The sequence below is a fragment of the Allobosea sp. OK403 genome (assembly GCF_900113835.1).
Lineage (GTDB): Bacteria > Pseudomonadota > Alphaproteobacteria > Rhizobiales > Beijerinckiaceae > Allobosea.
Genome location: NZ_FOQV01000012.1, coordinates 125,901 through 142,690, shown reverse-complemented (window position 1 = coordinate 142,690; position 16,790 = coordinate 125,901). Strand labels below are relative to the sequence as shown.

Below are 16,790 nucleotides of genomic sequence, written 5' to 3'. Positions count from 1 at the left end.
GCTTCGGTCAGGAGCCAGGCGCGCAGCGCCCAGTACATCACCTTGGAGGCGACGACATGGTCGCCCGGCGACAGTGCCTGGAAGACGGCGGTCGCCGCCGCCATGCCGGAGCCGAAGAGCAGCGCGCCGGCCTTGGCTTCCTCCAGCATGGCGAGCACGCTCTCGGCCTCGCGGATCGTCTCGTTGTCGGGGCGGCCATAGACGAAGCCCGAGGAATAGGCGTTGTCCTCGTCACGGATATAGGTCGTGGCGATATGGATCGGGGTGACCACGCCCTTGGTCAGCGGGTCGATCTTGCCCATGGCCTGCGCGGCGAGAGAGCGGGGATGGAGCAGGCGCTGGGGCATGATCGCTTTCCGTGCCCCGCTCAATCCGGCCCATCCGGTCCTTGCTCTGAGGCTGACGATCATCGTGCTCAAAAACGCGTGGTCATTTTCGCATATTTTAGCTACCTATCGACTAATTTGGTCGATCTATGAGAATAAAATGACGAAAACAGTCGAGCTCGATAGTTTCGATCACGCGCTGCTGCGCGAGGTGCAGATCAATAATCAGACCCCGGCGCGCATCCTGGCGGAGCGGGTCGGCCTGTCTCAAAGTGCCGTGCTCCGGCGCTTGCGCCGCCTGCGTTCCGAGCGGATCATTACGGCCGACGTCTCGATCGTAAGTCCAGAAATTCTCGGCGTGCCCGTCACAGTGCACGTCCTCGTGTCGATTGAGCGGGGATCGCGAACGTATGGCGAGTTTTCGCGCAGGCTTCAGTCCCGCCCAGAGGTCAAACAGGCGTCCTACGTGACCGGTGGCGCCGACTTCGTCCTGCATCTACAGGTTGAAAGCATGGCGGCCTATGCTGCCTTTGCCCGCGAAGTCTTCCATGATGATCCGAATGTTTCGGAATATCACACCTACATAGCCATGCGCGAAGTGGTTGGCTCGACATCGAAGAGATAGGAGCCGCACTTTCCGAGACAGCCCTCGCCTATCGATTGAGGACAGCTTCGACGACCGATCGGCTAGCGCGAACGTCCTTAGCTCCGCGGAGGGACAACCGTAGAAGCTCTCCCGGAATAGGCGATGTCTGTAAAGGGTCGGAAGCGGACCTGACATTTGGACTTCGATCAGGCTAGGATTGGGTCCATGGCCCCCGCGAATTCTACATCAGCCGACCAAAATCCCGATGCGATCACGCTACCGCGTGCAATCCTATTCGATCTCGACGACACGATCTTGGCCTGCGGCCAGAGGCGGGAGGTGCTCCGCCATATTGCTCGCGCGTTCGAGCCTGAGTTGGCACCATTGCAGCCCGATGACGTGGCCGAACGGCTGGATGCCGCGCTCGCAGAATTCTGGTCGGATTCAGCGCGTCACAAGATAGCCCGCTTCGGAATATCCCAAGCTCGCCGGCAGGTGATCGCCGACGCGTTTATCGCCACCGGTTTGGAGCACATGACCGAGGAACTGGCAGAGCGCTTTGCAGCTAGCTTCACGGCCTATCGTGACCAATTGACTGATTTCTTTCCAGGCGCGCGCGAAACGATCGAGATATTGAAGGCACGCGGCGTGCTGCTGGCGCTTGTCACCAATGGCGGAGCCGAAGGTCAACGCGCCAAGATCGAGCGGTTTTCGATCGCTCCACTGTTCAATCATATTCAGATCGAAGGTGAGCACGAGTTCGGCAAACCCGATGAGCGCGCTTATCTCCATGCAATGAATGCTTTAGGCGTGGAGCCTCACGAAACTTGGATGGTGGGCGACAATCTGGAGTGGGAAGTGGCCGCTCCGCAGAGGCTTGGCATCTTCTCCATCTGGCATGATGGCTTCGGAAAGGGCTTGCCCGAAGGCAGTAGCGTGCGGCCTGACAGGATCATTCGGGCGATATCCGAGCTACTTGAATCTTAGATCTCGCCCCTCCACGCGAGCAGACCTTCCCGACGTCAGCAACGGGCCGCACTCGGCCGTCAACGGCTCGCCTTCCCGAGGGATGAAGCGCCCGCTCGTCCCATGAGACGGTCAGCTCCCCAGCCCAGCCCTATGCCCAACCCATAGGCCACCAGATTCCATGGCGAGAAGACCCGCCCGAGCAAGAGCGCGCCTGGGGTCGTCAGCCTGAAGGTGTCGAGCCAGGGCGTGTGGTAGAGGCGAAACAGCTCGACACTGAGCGCGATCGCGGCGGCAAGAGCGGCCAGCTGCGCAGCCGGTCGCCGCATGGCGATGCTGGCCAGCAGCGCATAGACCATCGTGCCCCAGAGCAGCGAGCCGCCGTACTTTACGACAATGAAGGGCAGGCCGAGACCGGGGCCGAAACGCCGCAGCAGCAGGCCCGAGATGATGATCGCAAGGCAGAAGGCGATCGTGATCCAGCGTGGGCGCGGGCTCGTTTCTGACGGATACGTTTCAGCCATGAACCTCGCCTTCGGCGGCGCGCTGGAAGGCCAGTCTGAAGGCCGCACCGGCCTCGGCGTCGAGAAGTTCGATCGACCCGCCATGCGCGTTGAGCATCGCGCGGACGATGGCAAGCCCCATGCCGGTTCCGCCGCTGTCACGGCGCGTGGTGAAGAAGCTGTCGAAGATCCGCGCCCGGTTATTCGCGGAGACGCCGCGGCCATTGTCGCGGACGGTGACGTTGAGCCGGTCCGGCTCGACCGCGGCGACGATGGCGAGCCCGGTCGCGCCATGGCGCAGTGCGTTGTCGGCGAGATGAGACAGGATGATGCGCAGATTCTCGGCGGAGATGCGGATCAAACCATCGAGATCGCCCTCGGCCTGAATGGCGAGCTCGGGGACATCCCGCTGGAGAGCGGCGATGGCGGGCGAGAGGCTGGTTGTGCCCCCGGTTGGGGTGCTTTCGGCGCGGGCCAGCTCGCGCAGGCGGTTGGTGATCGCGGTCAGGCGATGCGTGTCGGTGATGATGTTGCCGAGGAAGCGGCGGCGTTCTTCATCGCTCATCGCCCGCCCCTCCCCGGCGATATCGTCGCGCAGCAATTCGGCCGCGCCCTCGATCGAGGTCAGGGGCGATTTCAGCTCATGCGAGACATGCGCCGCGAAGGTCGCGATGAAGTCGGAGCGGTTGTTCAGGCTGCCAGCCATGTCGAGGAAGCTCTGCGACAGCTTGGCGAACTCGGCGGTGCCGTGATTGCGCAAGGGGCGCATGGCGGCGCGGTCGCCATGGCCGATCGCGACCGTCCGGGCGATCAATTCATGCACCGGGCGGGTGATGGTGCGGTGAAAGGCAAGGCCGATCAGCAGGGTCAGCGCCGCGACGGAGAGGCCGGCGAGCACGACCTTGCCGCGCTCCTCATAGAGATGGCGAAAGACGTTGCTGGGCGTGCGCGAGGCGTAGAGAACGCCGGCGACGCGGCCGCGCAGGATGACCGGCGTCGCCGCGAAGATGCGGATGCTGGTGCCGCGGCTGAGCGAGTAGAGCGGCGGCGGCGCATTCTTCGAGACGCGCTGGCGCAGGGTCGTGGTGAAGCGCCCGCTTAGCGCTGTCGCGACCTCCTCGACATGGGCCAGCGACAGGCCGGTCTCCTCGCGTCCGGCTATCACCACCCCTTGCGGATCGAGCAGGCGGAATCCTGCCAGCGTGACGCGCTGGGTTTGCGCCAGCAGCGGGGCCAAGCGCTCACCCGCCGCCTTGAAGGCCGCGCTTGCGGGCTCGGGCGCGGGCTGTGCGTCAGGCCTGCGGCCAAGCATGCCGTCACGCGTCAGGTCGAGCCTGGGCAGGATCGGCCTGAAGGGCTCGTCGGATGCCGGCTCGGCTGGAGCCTGCGCCCCCAATGCGGCCTCAGTGGGCAGGTTGCTCTCGAAATCCTGCCGGATCACGGCGGCCAGGACCACGCTTTGCGCGATCAGCTCGGCCTCGGTCTGATGAACCAGCTGATTCTCGTAGATGCGGAAGAAGAACAGCCCGATGAATGGCAGGGCCAGCACCGCCGTCAGCATCAGGAAGACGATGAGGCTGAGATTGGGGCGCCATTTCGCGGCGACCCGGGCTGCAGGCGAAGCCGGCGTCGTCACGGCCCCGCCTCGCAGCGCCCGAGCCGGAAGCCGACGCCGTGCACGGTGTCGATCGCACTGTCGCAGCCCGCGGCCGCGAGCTTGGCGCGGATGTTGCGGATATGGCTGTCGATCGTCCGGTCGGCGACATGGACGGCGCCGGCATAGGCGCTTTCCAGGATCTGCTCGCGGCTGAAGACCTGGCGGGGGCGCGCGGCAAAAGCCTTCAGGATCGCAAACTCGATGCCGGTCAGCGCCAGGGCCTTGCCGGCGAAGCTCGCCAGATGGGCTTCCGGGTCAAGCTGCAGCGCGCCGCGCGACAGCGGCTCGGCCGGCGCCGCGGCGACGGCCCTGCCGGGGCGCGTGCGCTTCAGGATCACGCTGACGCGGGCCACCAGCTCGCGCGGGCTGAACGGCTTGGTGACATAATCGTCGCCGCCGATCTCGAGGCCCAGGACCCGGTCGATCTCCTCGTCCCGCGCCGACAAGAATAGGATCGGCGCGTCCGAGGATTTGCGCAATTGCCGGCAGACCTCGAGCCCGTCCATTTCCGGCATGCCGATATCGAGGATGACGAGATCGGCGGGCTGCCGCCTGAAGCTCTCCAGCGCCTGCACGCCATCGCGCGCAATCACCGTTGCCATGCCGGCCTTTTCGAGCGCGAAACAGATGACCTCGCGGATATGGCTGTCGTCATCGACCACGAGTATGCGGGGCGCCATTGTCGCGTGCCTGTCACTGGCCGGGCGTGGCCGGGCTATTCTTGACCCCGAAAGGAGCCGTCGGAGTGTTAGCCAAGTATCGCGACAGGCGCCATGCGCGAAAGCCCCAGCCCCGCCAATCCGCCTGTGCTGCGCGATGCTTGTTCGCCTTGTAGTCGCGGGTAATCGGGAGGGTGCTCACATGCCTGCTCCAGGATGAGCCTGGGAGGGCACGCTCAACGGCTGCGATGCGCGGCGCGTAGCGGTCGAGTGCGGGGATGGCCTGGGGACCGAGCGATGTCAGATAGGACACGTCGAGACGCGGGCCTGTGCCGCGCAGTTCCTGGGAATGGCGGAAATTGTAGTTCGCGATCACGGCCGGGGTATTGACGAAGCAGAAGCCGTAGAGGGTCAGCGCCAGTGCGGCGGCATTGGCCGAGACGAGCCAGTTCGTCGATTTGCGGCCGCTGATCTGGATGAGGATCAGCACCAGGCCGAGAGCAACGAGCAGCATCCAGATGAAGGCGACCAAACGCAGCCAGGTCAGCGAATAGGCGGCGACATAGAGGTCGAGACGCAGCAGCGACGAGACCATCAGCATGATGTTCTGGCCGACCCAGGCGAGCACCAGCGGCCGGATCGCGGCCTTGCGCTCGGACGGGCCGGCCGGGCGCATCGCGATCATGACGAACACGGCCGCCAGCAGCGCGGTGACGACGAGCGGATAGGCGCCGCGATGGGCGTAAGCGGCATAGCTCATGCCGTCGGGCAGCGCCACGCCGCCCCAGAGATAGGCGATATCGAGGCAGGTCTGCACCGCAAAGAGCGCGTTGAACAGCACAAGCGAACGCAGGATCGCCGCGTCCCCGAACAGCCCATGGGGATCGGGCGCCAGAGCCTTGGCGGCAGGTGCCGCCACCTCCTGCGCCGCCAACGCCTGTGCCTTGCGCTTGCGGGCCGCTCGGACATGCAGCATCGGCCAGATCAGGCACAGGATCAGGAGCCAGAACAGCATGCGCCATGGCGAGAGCAGGTTGAGGAGCAGGCGCAGGTCGATCCGGCTCAGCCAGCTTTCCAGGAGCGGATTGGCGGAGGCAAACAGCGTCGCGAAGACGCTGAGGAAGGCGAGCGGGATGATCCAACTCGTCACCCAGCCAATGCCGGTCGGGGCTCTCCTGCGCAGTGCCGAGAGGCGGCTGACGCGCCCGATATCGCCGAGCAGCCTGAAGGCGCCGGCAAGCAGCATCCGCCTCGCCTCCCGGATCTGCTCCTGCCAGCGGGCCTGCCGCTGCTGGCTGATCATCACGGCGAAGATCGCTGTCGAGAGGATCGCCAGCGCTGAGGAGAGCAGATCGACTTCCTCGGCGATCGCCAGGAGCCCTGCCCCGAGCAACAGCAGCGCAAGCGCGCGGCTGCGGCCGCCGGCCCGGATCGGGTTCGCCCAAAGCGAGGCTGCCGCCAGCATCGCGAGGAAATAGGCGAGCGAGATGCCAAGCGCATGGCCGTAGAACAGCACATCGGCCAGGAGCACGAAGCCTGCCGCGAGCCCGAGCCGGGCCTGCAGCCAGCGCCTTGGCCGAGGTGAGGACAAGCGCGCCGTCAGCTCTGCCGGGATCGGGATGGGGTTTGAGAGCGGGATGGGTGGGACGGAGTTTGAGGTTGGGATAGACATGGGTCTGGGGTCTCGCTGAGGGCGGGTTGCAGCGCGCGGGAGCCGCGCGGCGGAGCGGGAAAAACGGCAATGGCGGCGTCGACAGAGGGCGCACGCGCCAGGAGCCACCAGCCATCCCGGGCCAGCCGGCGCGGCAAGGGTGATGTGAAAGCGCGAGGAGCGATGATCTCAGCCATGCCGCAGTCATGCGCCCGCCGCTTGCAGCGCCGGCCGGAGCAAGGCTCAGGATTTCAGGATTTTTGTGCAGATTTCGTGCAGTGCCGCGCGGAGCGGCCGTTGCGCGCGCGTTCGCCCCGGGAGCGTCAACCGTCCGGAGCCCGATCGATCCGCTTAATTGCCATGCCCCCGCGCATCGCTGGCTGGTGCATGGCGTCGGCCGCAAAACGAATGGCGGCTTATCCCGACGATTGAGCCGCGCTTGCGATCGAGCCGCGCGCCTGTGTGGCGTCCGGTCAGACAGCAGTCATGCGCGCTTGGAAAAACAGGGGCTGCCCCCCTTCGGACAGATCAGTAACGCCGGAACATCCCCTCGATCCGGTTGACGTCATCCGATCGCGTCAGTGCGAGCGCCAGCAGGATGCGCGCCTTCTGCGGGGTCAGGTCATCGGCACTGAGGAAGCCGCTTGTTGCAAGCCCGCTGGTCCCGGGGACACGCCCGGTCCCTGCTCGTGAGGATTGGACGATGATGATGCCGTTCGCGGCAGCCTCGCGTAGCGCTGCCTTCTCCGCCTGATTGGTTGCTCCGGGCGCGAAGCCCGCCGAGACGATGCCTTTGGCTCCGGCCCCGATCGCGGCACGGGCCAGCACATCGTCCCCACCGACATAGGCATAGAGGATGTCGACGCGCGGCAAGGCCTCGATGGACTCGATGTCAAATTCCGTATCGGGCGCGTGCGCGCGCAATGGGCGGCGATAAAACGCGATCCGGTCCGAATCCACCTGCCCCAGAAGGCCATGAACGGGAGACTGGAAGGCTTGCACGCGAGAATTGGAGCATTTCGTTACGTCCCTGGCGGAATGGATCTCGTCGTTCAGGACGACGAGCACGCCGAGACCGACAGCGTCGGGGCAGGCTGCGACGCGGATGCCGTTTCGCAGGTTCAGCGCGCCATCGCTCGACAGGCCGTTCGACGGGCGCATCGACCCGACCAAGACAACCGGGATCCGCACTGTGACGGTGAGATTGAGAAAATACGCCGTTTCTTCCAGGGTCGAGGTGCCATGCGTGATGACGATCCCCGACAGCTCCGGATCCTCCGCGACGAGCCTGGCGCAGAGCCGGGCAAGCTCGCGCCATTCCGCAAAGCCGATGCGCGTGCTCGGCACGGCGCTGAACGGAACCGCATAACAGACGGGGTCGTCGTCCCGGCGGGGCAAGCTTTCCAGCAATTGCCCGGCATCGAGAATGACGCCATTCGCATCGTAGTCGTGGAGGTCGAAGACATCCCGTCCAACCGCACCGATCGTGCCCCCCGTGCCGATAACCGCGACCCGCCCCCTGCCCATGCGCTTGTCCTACTCTGCTCGATCGCCGAATCTTCGATCGCTGGGTCTAGAGCAATTTCCGATCCGTCTGGATCGTTCAATTGCTCCTGCCCCTTGTTTCAATGCGTCTTCCCGGCGCGAAACGGTATCCACTTCGCCCCGAAACGCTCTAACGGAGCTTGGCGATCGCGATGCCATCGAGTTTGGCGCGGTCCTTGATGGATTCCTCGCTGCGGGTCATCGCTTTCGCAATCGCCTTCAGCGCCATGCCTTTCCTGGCGAGCAGTTTCAGCTTCTCGAGTTCCTCATAGGTCCAGGGCTGGCGATGCCGTTCAAATCGCTCGGTCATGATCTGCTCCTGCTCCGCCGGGCCATCTCCGGCATTCGCGCCATCGATACTAGAGCGTTTTCGAACGAAGTGGACACCGGTTCGCGCCAGGGAAACGCGTCAAAACAAAGATCTAGAGCAAGTGAACGAGCCAATCGGATCGGAAATTGCTCTAGCGATGGCGACGAATTTGGCCGCAGGTATGGATACGTGCCGAGCCCATCCGAGCGCTCAGTGAGCCCTTCACAAGAGCTGCCGCTGGCATCTGCCAGGAAGCGGACATTGGCAGCGTATCCTGCGCTGGGCCTGGTTGCCATGCGCCCCGTCAACCGCTCGCTCCGCAACCCCTCGCCACCTGATCCAAGAAGGCATCAATGGCCAGCTGCGCCGGGAACTCTTGCCCGCTCTCGTTCTCAGGGCTGCGACTGCGTTAAGACGCTGTGGCCGGAAACAAAGCATCGAACAGGTTCGTCGGATGCGATCGCGCTTCTAGCTTCACGGAATAAACCCGCGCGATCTCCCGCGGGCTCTTGCTGGAGCGCATCGATGACCCAACTCAAGGACTTCGCGATCAGCGCGCATGGCAGCCTCGATCACTGGCAGAAGTTCGACACGGTATGGAGCGTGACGCAGATCTGGCGATCAAAGCGCAAAGGGTTGTTGCTCTTTGCCGTCATATCCGCGCCCCGCACCGAGCTCAATTCGTCGTGACAGTGATGGCCACGTCGATGTTCCCCTTCACGGCGTTCGAATAGGGGCACGTCGCATGCGCCGCCTGCACGATCTCCTCGGCGGTCGCCTGGTCGAGCCCGGTAATTGCGACATCGAGCGCCACCGAAAGCACGAACCCGCCGCTGCCATTGGGCAGCAGGGCGACCTCTGCGATCACGACGATGTCGTCATCCTTCACCTTGGCCGCCTTGTTGCGGGTGACGTGGATCACCGCATTTTCAAAGCAGGCGGCATAGCCGGCTGCAAACAGCTGCTCTGGATTGGTCGCGCCGCCCTTGCCGCCCATCGCCTTGGGCAGCGCCAGCGAAAGATCGAGGAGGCCGTCCTCGCTGCGGATCGTCCCGCTGCGGCCGCCGATCGCGGTGACCCTGGTGCTGTAGAGTGTGTCCATGGTCTGGTTCCGATCAAATCATGCCCGACATGCCGAGTGCGCGGAGCATGTCGTTTTGAACAGAGGAGACGCCCTCGTTCAGCCGTTCCACTCCGAGATCCATGCCCTCGGGCATGACGACTGTCCGCAACGGGCGCCGTCCCGTGGCTTCGACCAACTGCGCGATGGCATCGGCAACCAACTGGGGGCGTGGCGGATTGGCAGCATCATGCGAGTGGGCGGAGTTCTCCTTGATTTGGCCCGGGATCGCCGCGACCGCTCCATAGGACGCCAGCACGCCCTTATCTGACGGCTCCGGACTGGACGGCAGCAGGTTGCTGGGGAACGGCCCCGGTTCGACGATCACGGAATCGATCCCGAAGCTCGACAGTTCGTAGCGATAGGACTCGGCGAGCGCCTCGAGCGCAAACTTGCTTGCGGAATAGACACCGAAGAAGGGGAAGATCAGTCGGCCCATCAACGACGTGACATGGACGAGAAGCCCGCTGCCGGCGGCGCGCATATGCGGCAGGACGGCGCGGTCGGCTCGCACGGCGCCAAAGAAGTTGACCGCGAATTGCCGTTCGATATCGGCAATGGTGTAGGCTTCCGTGACCCCGACGAACATCGTTCCGGCATTGTTGATCAATGCATCGATCTTTCTATGTTGCTTGACGACATGGTCGATCGCCGAATTGACCGATGCCTCGTCGGCGACATCCATTTCGAGAACCTGCAGCGCCTTGCCTTCCGCTTTCGCGGTTTCGATCAACTCGCTTCGGACCTGACTATTCCGCCCGTCGATATCGCGCATGGTCGCGATCACGGTGTGTCCCCGTCTCGCGAGCTCCAACACGGTCAGCCTTCCGAAGCCACTGCTCGCGCCGGTCACGACGACAATTTTCTTGTCCATCATAGGTCCTTTCATATCGATCTGAGGGGCATCTCCGCAAACTAGACAGACTTGTCTGTCCATTGCAATCAAAAAATAGACAGATTAGTCTGTCTATGTGTTTGCGGGCCGTTTGGGTCAGATGAGAGATGAAATGCAGGACGTGCTGGAGTTCGGGAATCTGGAGGCGCAGCCACTTCACGCGCTCTCCCCGCGAGACCGGATACTGAAGACGGCGTCAGACCTGTTTTATCGGTTCAGCATCCACACCGTCGGAGTGGACCGCATCATCGCCGAAAGCGGCGTGGCCAAGATGACGTTCTACAAGCACTTCCCGTCGAAGGCCGACCTGATCGCCACCTATCTGCGTCACAACAGCGCCGTCTGGTTCCAGATGTTGGCAACCGCGAGCGAAAAAGCCGGCCTGTCGCCGCTGGAGCGCGTCCTGGCCATCTTCGACGCGCTGGACGAGTCGTTTCGAGCACCCTCCTTCCGCGGCTGTCCGTTCGTGAAGGGGCTGGCCGAGTTCGGACCGGAAGCGAACTCTCCCGACGTGCAGGCGATCATCGCCGCTTATTTCAAGGACTTGCATGAATTCGTGGCGTCGCTGGTCAAGCCTTTGGCATTGAACAGGCCCGAACAGGCCGCGCTCCAGATCCTGTCCCTCATCCAGGGCTCTATCGTGATCGCACAATCGACGCGCGACCCAGCCGTGGCAGAGGCAAACCGCGATGCGGCCAGATCGCTGCTCGAAGGCGGGTCGATGGGCCTGCCATTGGCCTCGTCGATGGTCGCGTGACCTGATCCAACTGCGTTTTCGAACCCGATCGGCTGGCCTCTTGCCGGAAGCACTCGCTGTCGATTTGGAGCGTCGACCCGAAAGTGGAATCCGGTTTTCGGGAAAGCCGAGGCTGTAGGCTCGACCCGTCGGGCGGCAGATGATCACGGCTCCGATGGCTGCCGTCCGCGCATTCCTGTCAGCAAGCGGGTCAAGCGGGCAGGATCGCGGCGGGACGGCCGTCGCCCCGGCTTTTCGCCCATCACGACCTCGGCTTAGCCCCGGTATGGCCGGCTCCACGAAGACAGAATGCCACGATGGATTTCGCATGGGTCTCGCTTTCGACATCTGTCCGACGACCGTCGAGTGCGAGCGGACCGACCAGGCCCTCGAACAGCGAGCAGACGATACAGCCCGCCGAGGCTTGCGTGTCCTGTGAGGGAAACTCCCCGTCCCGGATATGCTGGCCGACTGGATGGAGCTCAAGCTGCAAGCCGTGCTGTGGCCAAACGGCGACGAGGCGAAAGCCCTGGCTGCCGAGCGGGCGCAGCTTCGCGCCTCACTCTAAATCGCATCGCCCGGAAGCAGACATTCCAGATGCCAGGATTGTGCCATAAGCTGACGCCGGCTCATCGCCGGTCAGCGCACATTCGCTCATCGGGATAGCAGAACCAGATCGGAACGCAGACGGCCTGAGTCTGACAATTCGGCTTCGATCGCCGCATGGAGCTGCTTCCAGATCGGCACGGCCTCAGTCAGCACGGCTCTGCCGGCCGCTGTCAGAGACAAGAGGCGGACCCGCCGGTCCGCTCCGTCATGGCTGGTCTCGACGAGCTCGCGGCGCTCCAGCGGCTTGAGGTTTGCGGTCAGCGTCGTCCGGTCCATCGCCAGCAAGCTGGCGACACTGCCGAGGCTTGGTGACTTGGGACGGTTCAGCGACATCAGGAGCGAGAATTGGCCGCTGCTGATGCCGACAGGCTTCAGCGCCAGATCGAAGCGCCGTGCCAGCGCGCGGGCCGCCCGTTGTGCGTGAAGGCACAGGCAGGCATCGCGCACCAGGAGCGTCGTCTCAAAAGAGGGTTCGGTTTCAGGCTGCATCAGGCGGGTTGACATCGGGGCACTATATAGGTTGATATCAACTAAATAAAGCGAGCATCGATCGATGCCGTGCCGATCCGCAGCGACGCCTGGATCGAACGGGGGGTCGATCGAACAAGAACTTGGATCGCACAGGGGCTTGGATCGAACAGGGAGAAGACCATGAAGATCGTGACCAGCTTGAGCTTTCAGGGACAATGCCGCGAGGCCTTCGAGTTCTACGCGACGGTTCTCGGCGGTAAGATCACCGCTGCATTTCCCTATGGCGACGCGCCTCCGGGCATGCCGATCACCGACGAGAAATATAAGAGCTGGCTGATGCATTGCTGGCTGGAGGTTGGTGATCAGGCGCTGATGGGTGCGGATATGGATGCCGCCTGGGCGCCCAATATCGAAAAGCCGAAGAACGGCTTCGACGTCACCCTGCACAGCACGGACAAGGCGCAAGGCCAGCGCTGGTTCGAGCAGCTCTCGGCAGGCGGCAAGGCGGTGATGCCTTTCGGCGAGACCTTCTGGTCACCGGGCTTCGGCTCGCTGATCGACAAGTTCGGCATCCCCTGGATGGTCAACACCATTCCCTCCGCCGATTGGAAGCCGCAGGGCTGACGCGTGCGGCAGGCGCGGCTCGATGCCAGGGCCGGTGCTTGCCGCCAGGGCCGAGCCGTTATTGCTCTAGTCAGGAGATCAGCATGGACCGTCCCTATCGCTGGGTCATCGTCGCCGCCGGTGGATTGCTCGGCTGCGCGGCGGTCGGGGCCATGTTCTCGCTGCCGGTCTTCCTGCGGCCGATGGCGCAGGACACAGGCTGGTCGGTGACCGGCATTTCCACCGCCATGACGATCGGCTTTCTCGCCATGGCGGCCGCCAGCATGGTCTGGGGAGGCCTTTCCGACAGGTTCGGGCCGCGCCCCGTGGTCCTGACCGGATCGGTCGTGCTGGCGTCGAGCCTTGCCCTCGCCAGCCGGGCGGATTCGCTCATCGAATTCCAGCTGCTGTTCGGCCTGCTGGTCGGGGCAGCGACGGCTGCCGTCTTCGCGCCGATGATGGCCTGCGTCACCGGCTGGTTCGATACGCAGCGCGGCCTGGCGGTCTCGCTGGTTTCCGCGGGCATGGGCATGGCCCCGATGACCATGGCCCCGCTCGCGGCCTGGCTGGTTACGATCCACAACTGGCGTGGCGCCATGCTGATCATCGCCGGCATCGCGGCTGCGCTGATGATCCCGGCCGCGCTGCTGGTGCGCCGGCCGCCGCTGCAGGCCGATGAGCCGGGCCACGCCTCAAGTGACACGGCAGAGCCTGGCATGACGGTTGGCCAAGCGGTGCGCTCGCCGCAATTCATCACCCTGATGCTGGCGAATTTCTTCTGCTGCGCCACACATTCCGGGCCGATCTTCCACACAGTGGCCTATGCCGTGACCTGCGGCATCCCGATGGTCGCGGCCGTCTCGATCTATAGCGTCGAGGGCCTGGCCGGCATGTTCGGCCGCATCGGCTTCGGCCTTGCGGGGGACCGGCTCGGCGCGCAACGCGTCCTTGTCGCCGGGCTGCTGGCGCAGGCCTTCGGCGTGCTCGCCTATGCCTTCGCAGGCCAGCTCGGCAGCTTCTATGCGGTGGCCGTCCTGGTCGGCTTCATCTACGCCGGCACGATGCCGCTCTACGCCGTGATCATCCGCGAGAATTTCCCGCAGAGGATGATGGGCACGATCATCGGTGGAACCGCGATGGCCGGCAGCCTCGGCATGTCGACGGGACCAGTGCTCGGCGGCCTGATCTACGACAATTTCGGGAGCTATGCGCCGCTCTACGTCGCGTCCTGGGGCTTAGGTCTGGCGGCAACGCTGGTGCTGGCGACCTTCAGGCCGTTCCCAGCAAAACCTCCGCTGCAACTCGCCACGGCGTAAAGGCGCTGCCCGGGCAAGACGGGCGCTTGGGTGGAGAAATGCGCCTGGCGACCTGACTTGAGAAGACGGCGGCTGGGGACATAAGGCCGGAACTCGGCTTCACAGCGAAAGGACGCGTCATGGCAAAGAACACGATCTGTCTCTGGTTCGATAGGGACGCCGAGGCTGCTGCCCGGTTTTACGCAGAGACCTTTCCCGACAGCGCTGTGAGCGCCGTCCATCGTGCCCCCAGCGACTACCCATCCGGCAAGGCGGGCGACGTGCTGACGGTCGAATTCACGGTTGCCGGCGTCGCGTGTCTGGGCCTCAATGGCGGGCCCGCGTTCAAGCACAACGAAGCCTTCTCGTTCCAGATCGCCACCGACGATCAGGCGGAGACCGACCGCTACTGGAATGCCATCGTCGGCAATGGCGGTCAGGAGAGCGCCTGCAGCTGGTGCAAGGACAGATGGGGTATTTCCTGGCAGATCACGCCGCGCGTCCTGATTGACGCCCTGGCGGCAGGCGGCAATGAGGCAAAGCGCGCGTTTGATGCCATGATGACCATGGGGAAAATCGATGTCGCCGCGATCGAGGCGGCGCGGCGCGGCTGAGGCATCGTCGCGCCACCTGGCCAGCGGTCGCAATCGCCGGCCTTTCCCATTCAGAGCTTCGATCGTAGCCGATCGGCCACTCGGCGGGCGATCTCGGCAGGCGCCTCGTCGGGGATCGGGAACACCGAACTGACGTTGATCTCGCCAAGCACGTAAGCATCGGCGCCGTCGTCCCCGGGCGGGCCGAGCATGAAGTCTGCGTCCCAGATCATCGGCAGGTCGCACTGCTGGATGCCCAGCAAAGCGGTGAGCTGTGGCGTCCACTCGTCTTCCATCAACCGGCGCAGACGCTGAAAGCGCGGCTCGGCATTGGATGTGTAGAGCCGCGGTCCGGCCTGCGCACGCGCCGCTGGCGCCTCCACCAAAGCCTTGACCTTCTGATGCCCGAAGCCCGCGCAGCGATCGCCCGCCATATAACAACGCACCACGCCTTCGCTCAGACGTGCCTGGAAAACCTGATCGATCACACAGCCGTCTTCGAAATACGCGACGCAGCGTTCCAGAAACGCATCCAGCGCCAGCTCCTCCGGCACATCCTTGGTGGCGTCCAGCACGCGCGCCATCGGCCGATCGGCGGGACTTGCCAGCATCTCAACCTTCCAGACGCCCTGGCCGCCATTGCCGCGATTGCGCTTGATCACGCGCGGTCCAGCGGCAAGCCGCGCCGGAAATTCGGCGCGCATCGCCTCGGCCGTTCGATATAGCGCCGTATCGCCGCCCCAGCTCATCATCCGGGTTCGATAGAGAACCTCCTTGACGCCCATTTTGAGGATGACATCGGGATGAGCGCTCACGCAGACGCCACGCGCTGCGACCTCGCGCAGCAACTCGTCGAGATTTGAGCGGTTTCGCCCCTCATGGATCGGATTGACCCAGACGAGCACGCCATCGAACCTGGCGAGCTCTGCGCGAACGGCGTCCAGACATTCGTCCTCGTAGACGACGGGTTCTGCGTTGACGCCGACATCGGCGAGCGCCGCGAATACGGCCTTGAACCGGCTGGTCGCCAGCGTGGCGCTGCGGCGTTCCGCTTCATCACCCCGCCACAGAAGGGCGACGCGGCCAAGGTGAGTTCTGGATTCGGACATGAAAAAACGGCTCCCATTCAATCGTGCTCCGGTCACGCGCGAACACGCCAACCGCGAGCAGGACTTGGACGGGGAACCGTCTTGAGGCGCCGGGAGCCTGCGACGCCCCGACGCTCGATAGATAGATCCGACACGCCGCGCGATCAAGCTTCAGCGTCAGAGGGAAACAGGCGGCCTGAACGTCCTTGCAGCAAATCCAGGAACTGCCTGCAAAGGCCTTCTTTAAAGGAGGATGTCGGCCTTCGGGCCAGCCCGGCCGTTAGCTGCGGCTGGACACATCGAGGCAGCCTGGCGCCAACAGCGGACGTTCAGTCCTTGCCGGAAAGCGGACGTTTTCAGCGACGGCCTCGCGCTGATGAACTTCGGCCGCGCAGACGCTGTCTGTCGCCTCCGTCCGCGTGATTCACGTTCGAGGAATGCTCTTGCCCGGAGCGAAGAGTTTCCCGAGATCGACCACCTTGCGTGTATCGCGATCAAGATCGAGGCGATCCTCGACATTGCCGAGATGCTCGTCCATCAGCGCCACGGCCTTCTCGGTATTCGTTGAAGACAGCGCTTCCAGGATGAGACTGTGCTCGTGATGCGAGCAACTGGGCTGTCCCGGCCGTTCGTAGACGAGGATCACCAGGGCCTCGCGTGTGATCAGCTCGCGCAGAAAGCGTAGCAGGATCGCGTTTCCGGCGATCTCGGCCATCAGCAGATGGAATTCGCCCGACAGCCGAACCATCTCGTTCCAGTTCCGGCTCGCCTCGGCCTCGACCTCCAGGGCGATATGGCGTTTGAGGGTGGCGACATCCTGCCTCGCGAGCTTGCCGGCGAGCAGCCGCACGATGGTGGCCTCGATGCCGCGCCGGGCCGCGAAGATCTCGCGCGCCTCCCGCGGCGTCGGCTGGAACACCGAGGCGCCCTTGTTCGGCTCGATCGTGACCAGACCGGCATGGGCGAGCCGCGAGAACACCTTGCGGATGCGCGCCCGGCTCACGCCGAAGATCTGGCGCATCTCGTCCTCGCGCAGGCGCGTGCCCGGCGGCAGTTCCTGCGCGCCGATTGCGGCATGGATCTTGTCGTAGACGAGGTCGTCTCCGGCCTCGTCCCTGTCGTCCTCGCGTTCGGCCATCGGTGTCCAGAGCGTTTTCAGCGATCGAGCGCTGCAAAT

The 16,790-nt window shown here is 64.2% G+C and carries 19 protein-coding genes; 7 read left to right on the top strand and 12 right to left on the bottom strand.

The genetic code is table 11. The features are described 5' to 3' along the window. A partial coding sequence (locus BMZ97_RS26770; protein WP_139221345.1) for a PLP-dependent transferase occupies window positions 1-347 on the bottom strand: 347 nt, incomplete at its 3' end. Here BMZ97_RS26770 and BMZ97_RS26765 point away from each other — a divergent pair. Continuing rightward, a complete protein-coding gene (locus BMZ97_RS26765; protein ID WP_244546610.1) occupies window positions 346-951 on the top strand; it encodes an Lrp/AsnC family transcriptional regulator in 606 nt (201 codons plus the stop codon). The genes BMZ97_RS26770 and BMZ97_RS26765 overlap by 2 nt on opposite strands. Before the next feature lie 186 nt (window positions 952-1,137). Further along, a complete protein-coding gene (locus BMZ97_RS26760) occupies window positions 1,138-1,899 on the top strand; it encodes an HAD family hydrolase (RefSeq protein ID WP_092177214.1) in 762 nt (253 codons plus the stop codon). 59 nt (window positions 1,900-1,958) lie between these two features. On the opposite strand, the gene BMZ97_RS26755 is transcribed toward BMZ97_RS26760, so the two are convergent. From BMZ97_RS26755 to BMZ97_RS26730, 6 genes are all read right to left on the bottom strand, one after another. After that, a complete protein-coding gene (locus BMZ97_RS26755) occupies window positions 1,959-2,402 on the bottom strand; it encodes a ribosomal maturation YjgA family protein (protein WP_092177163.1) in 444 nt (147 codons plus the stop codon). Continuing rightward, complete coding sequence (locus BMZ97_RS26750) at window positions 2,395-3,942, bottom strand: sensor histidine kinase (protein ID WP_092177212.1); 1,548 nt, start codon at window positions 3,940-3,942, stop codon at window positions 2,395-2,397. Before BMZ97_RS26750 ends, BMZ97_RS26755 begins: the two co-directional genes overlap by 8 nt. Before the next feature lie 71 nt (window positions 3,943-4,013). Continuing rightward, window positions 4,014-4,718, bottom strand: coding sequence for a response regulator transcription factor (locus tag BMZ97_RS26745; protein WP_092177160.1), 705 nt, complete (start codon window positions 4,716-4,718; stop codon window positions 4,014-4,016). A gap of 13 nt (window positions 4,719-4,731) precedes the next feature. Beyond that, window positions 4,732-6,288, bottom strand: coding sequence for a DUF4153 domain-containing protein (locus BMZ97_RS26740; RefSeq protein WP_175525759.1), 1,557 nt, complete (start codon window positions 6,286-6,288; stop codon window positions 4,732-4,734). A 588-nt stretch (window positions 6,289-6,876) separates the two neighbouring features. Continuing rightward, on the bottom strand, window positions 6,877-7,875 hold the full coding sequence (locus tag BMZ97_RS26735) for an asparaginase (protein ID WP_092177154.1): 999 nt from the start codon (window positions 7,873-7,875) through the stop codon (window positions 6,877-6,879). A gap of 148 nt (window positions 7,876-8,023) precedes the next feature. Beyond that, window positions 8,024-8,203 carry an SANT/Myb-like DNA-binding domain-containing protein gene (locus BMZ97_RS26730; protein WP_092177151.1) on the bottom strand — a complete coding sequence of 60 codons (180 nt, stop codon included), beginning with the start codon at window positions 8,201-8,203 and terminating at the stop codon, window positions 8,024-8,026. Between the two features lie 525 nt (window positions 8,204-8,728). Here BMZ97_RS26730 and BMZ97_RS31410 point away from each other — a divergent pair. Next, on the top strand, window positions 8,729-8,893 hold the full coding sequence (locus tag BMZ97_RS31410) for a hypothetical protein (RefSeq protein WP_175525758.1): 165 nt from the start codon (window positions 8,729-8,731) through the stop codon (window positions 8,891-8,893). Here the strand turns inward: BMZ97_RS31410 and BMZ97_RS26725 are convergent. Together BMZ97_RS26725 and BMZ97_RS26720 are read right to left on the bottom strand one after the other, a co-directional pair. Next, window positions 8,880-9,305, bottom strand: a complete 426-nt coding sequence (locus BMZ97_RS26725) for an organic hydroperoxide resistance protein (RefSeq protein WP_092177148.1) — start codon at window positions 9,303-9,305, stop codon at window positions 8,880-8,882. The genes BMZ97_RS31410 and BMZ97_RS26725 overlap by 14 nt on opposite strands. Before the next feature lie 13 nt (window positions 9,306-9,318). Further along, complete coding sequence (locus BMZ97_RS26720; protein ID WP_092177210.1) at window positions 9,319-10,197, bottom strand: SDR family oxidoreductase; 879 nt, start codon at window positions 10,195-10,197, stop codon at window positions 9,319-9,321. Window positions 10,198-10,330: 133 nt separating this feature from the next. Here BMZ97_RS26720 and BMZ97_RS26715 point away from each other — a divergent pair, with 133 nt between their 5' ends. Further along, window positions 10,331-10,975 carry a TetR/AcrR family transcriptional regulator gene (locus BMZ97_RS26715; protein WP_092177145.1) on the top strand — a complete coding sequence of 215 codons (645 nt, stop codon included), beginning with the start codon at window positions 10,331-10,333 and terminating at the stop codon, window positions 10,973-10,975. A 633-nt stretch (window positions 10,976-11,608) separates the two neighbouring features. On the opposite strand, the gene BMZ97_RS26710 is transcribed toward BMZ97_RS26715, so the two are convergent. Beyond that, on the bottom strand, window positions 11,609-12,052 hold the full coding sequence (locus BMZ97_RS26710) for a MarR family winged helix-turn-helix transcriptional regulator (RefSeq protein WP_092177207.1): 444 nt from the start codon (window positions 12,050-12,052) through the stop codon (window positions 11,609-11,611). 162 nt (window positions 12,053-12,214) lie between these two features. Between BMZ97_RS26710 and BMZ97_RS26705 the strand changes: the two genes are divergently transcribed. The 3 genes from BMZ97_RS26705 to BMZ97_RS26695 all read left to right on the top strand — a co-directional run bounded on the left by BMZ97_RS26705 (window position 12,215) and on the right by BMZ97_RS26695 (window position 14,546). Next, window positions 12,215-12,658: a VOC family protein gene (locus BMZ97_RS26705; protein WP_092177142.1), complete on the top strand. Its 444-nt coding sequence runs from the start codon at window positions 12,215-12,217 to the stop codon at window positions 12,656-12,658. An 83-nt stretch (window positions 12,659-12,741) separates the two neighbouring features. Next, window positions 12,742-13,953, top strand: a complete 1,212-nt coding sequence (locus BMZ97_RS26700) for an MFS transporter (protein ID WP_092177139.1) — start codon at window positions 12,742-12,744, stop codon at window positions 13,951-13,953. Window positions 13,954-14,072: 119 nt separating this feature from the next. Continuing rightward, entirely contained in the window at window positions 14,073-14,546 is a 474-nt protein-coding gene (locus BMZ97_RS26695; protein WP_092177136.1) for a VOC family protein, read from the top strand. Window positions 14,547-14,596: 50 nt separating this feature from the next. Here BMZ97_RS26695 and BMZ97_RS26690 read toward each other — a convergent pair whose 3' ends face one another. Together BMZ97_RS26690 and BMZ97_RS26685 are read right to left on the bottom strand one after the other, a co-directional pair. Further along, a complete protein-coding gene (locus tag BMZ97_RS26690) occupies window positions 14,597-15,634 on the bottom strand; it encodes a Cj0069 family protein (RefSeq protein WP_092177133.1) in 1,038 nt (345 codons plus the stop codon). A gap of 403 nt (window positions 15,635-16,037) precedes the next feature. Next, on the bottom strand, window positions 16,038-16,751 hold the full coding sequence (locus BMZ97_RS26685; RefSeq protein WP_092177130.1) for a GntR family transcriptional regulator: 714 nt from the start codon (window positions 16,749-16,751) through the stop codon (window positions 16,038-16,040). Window positions 16,752-16,790: the final 39 nt, after the last annotated feature.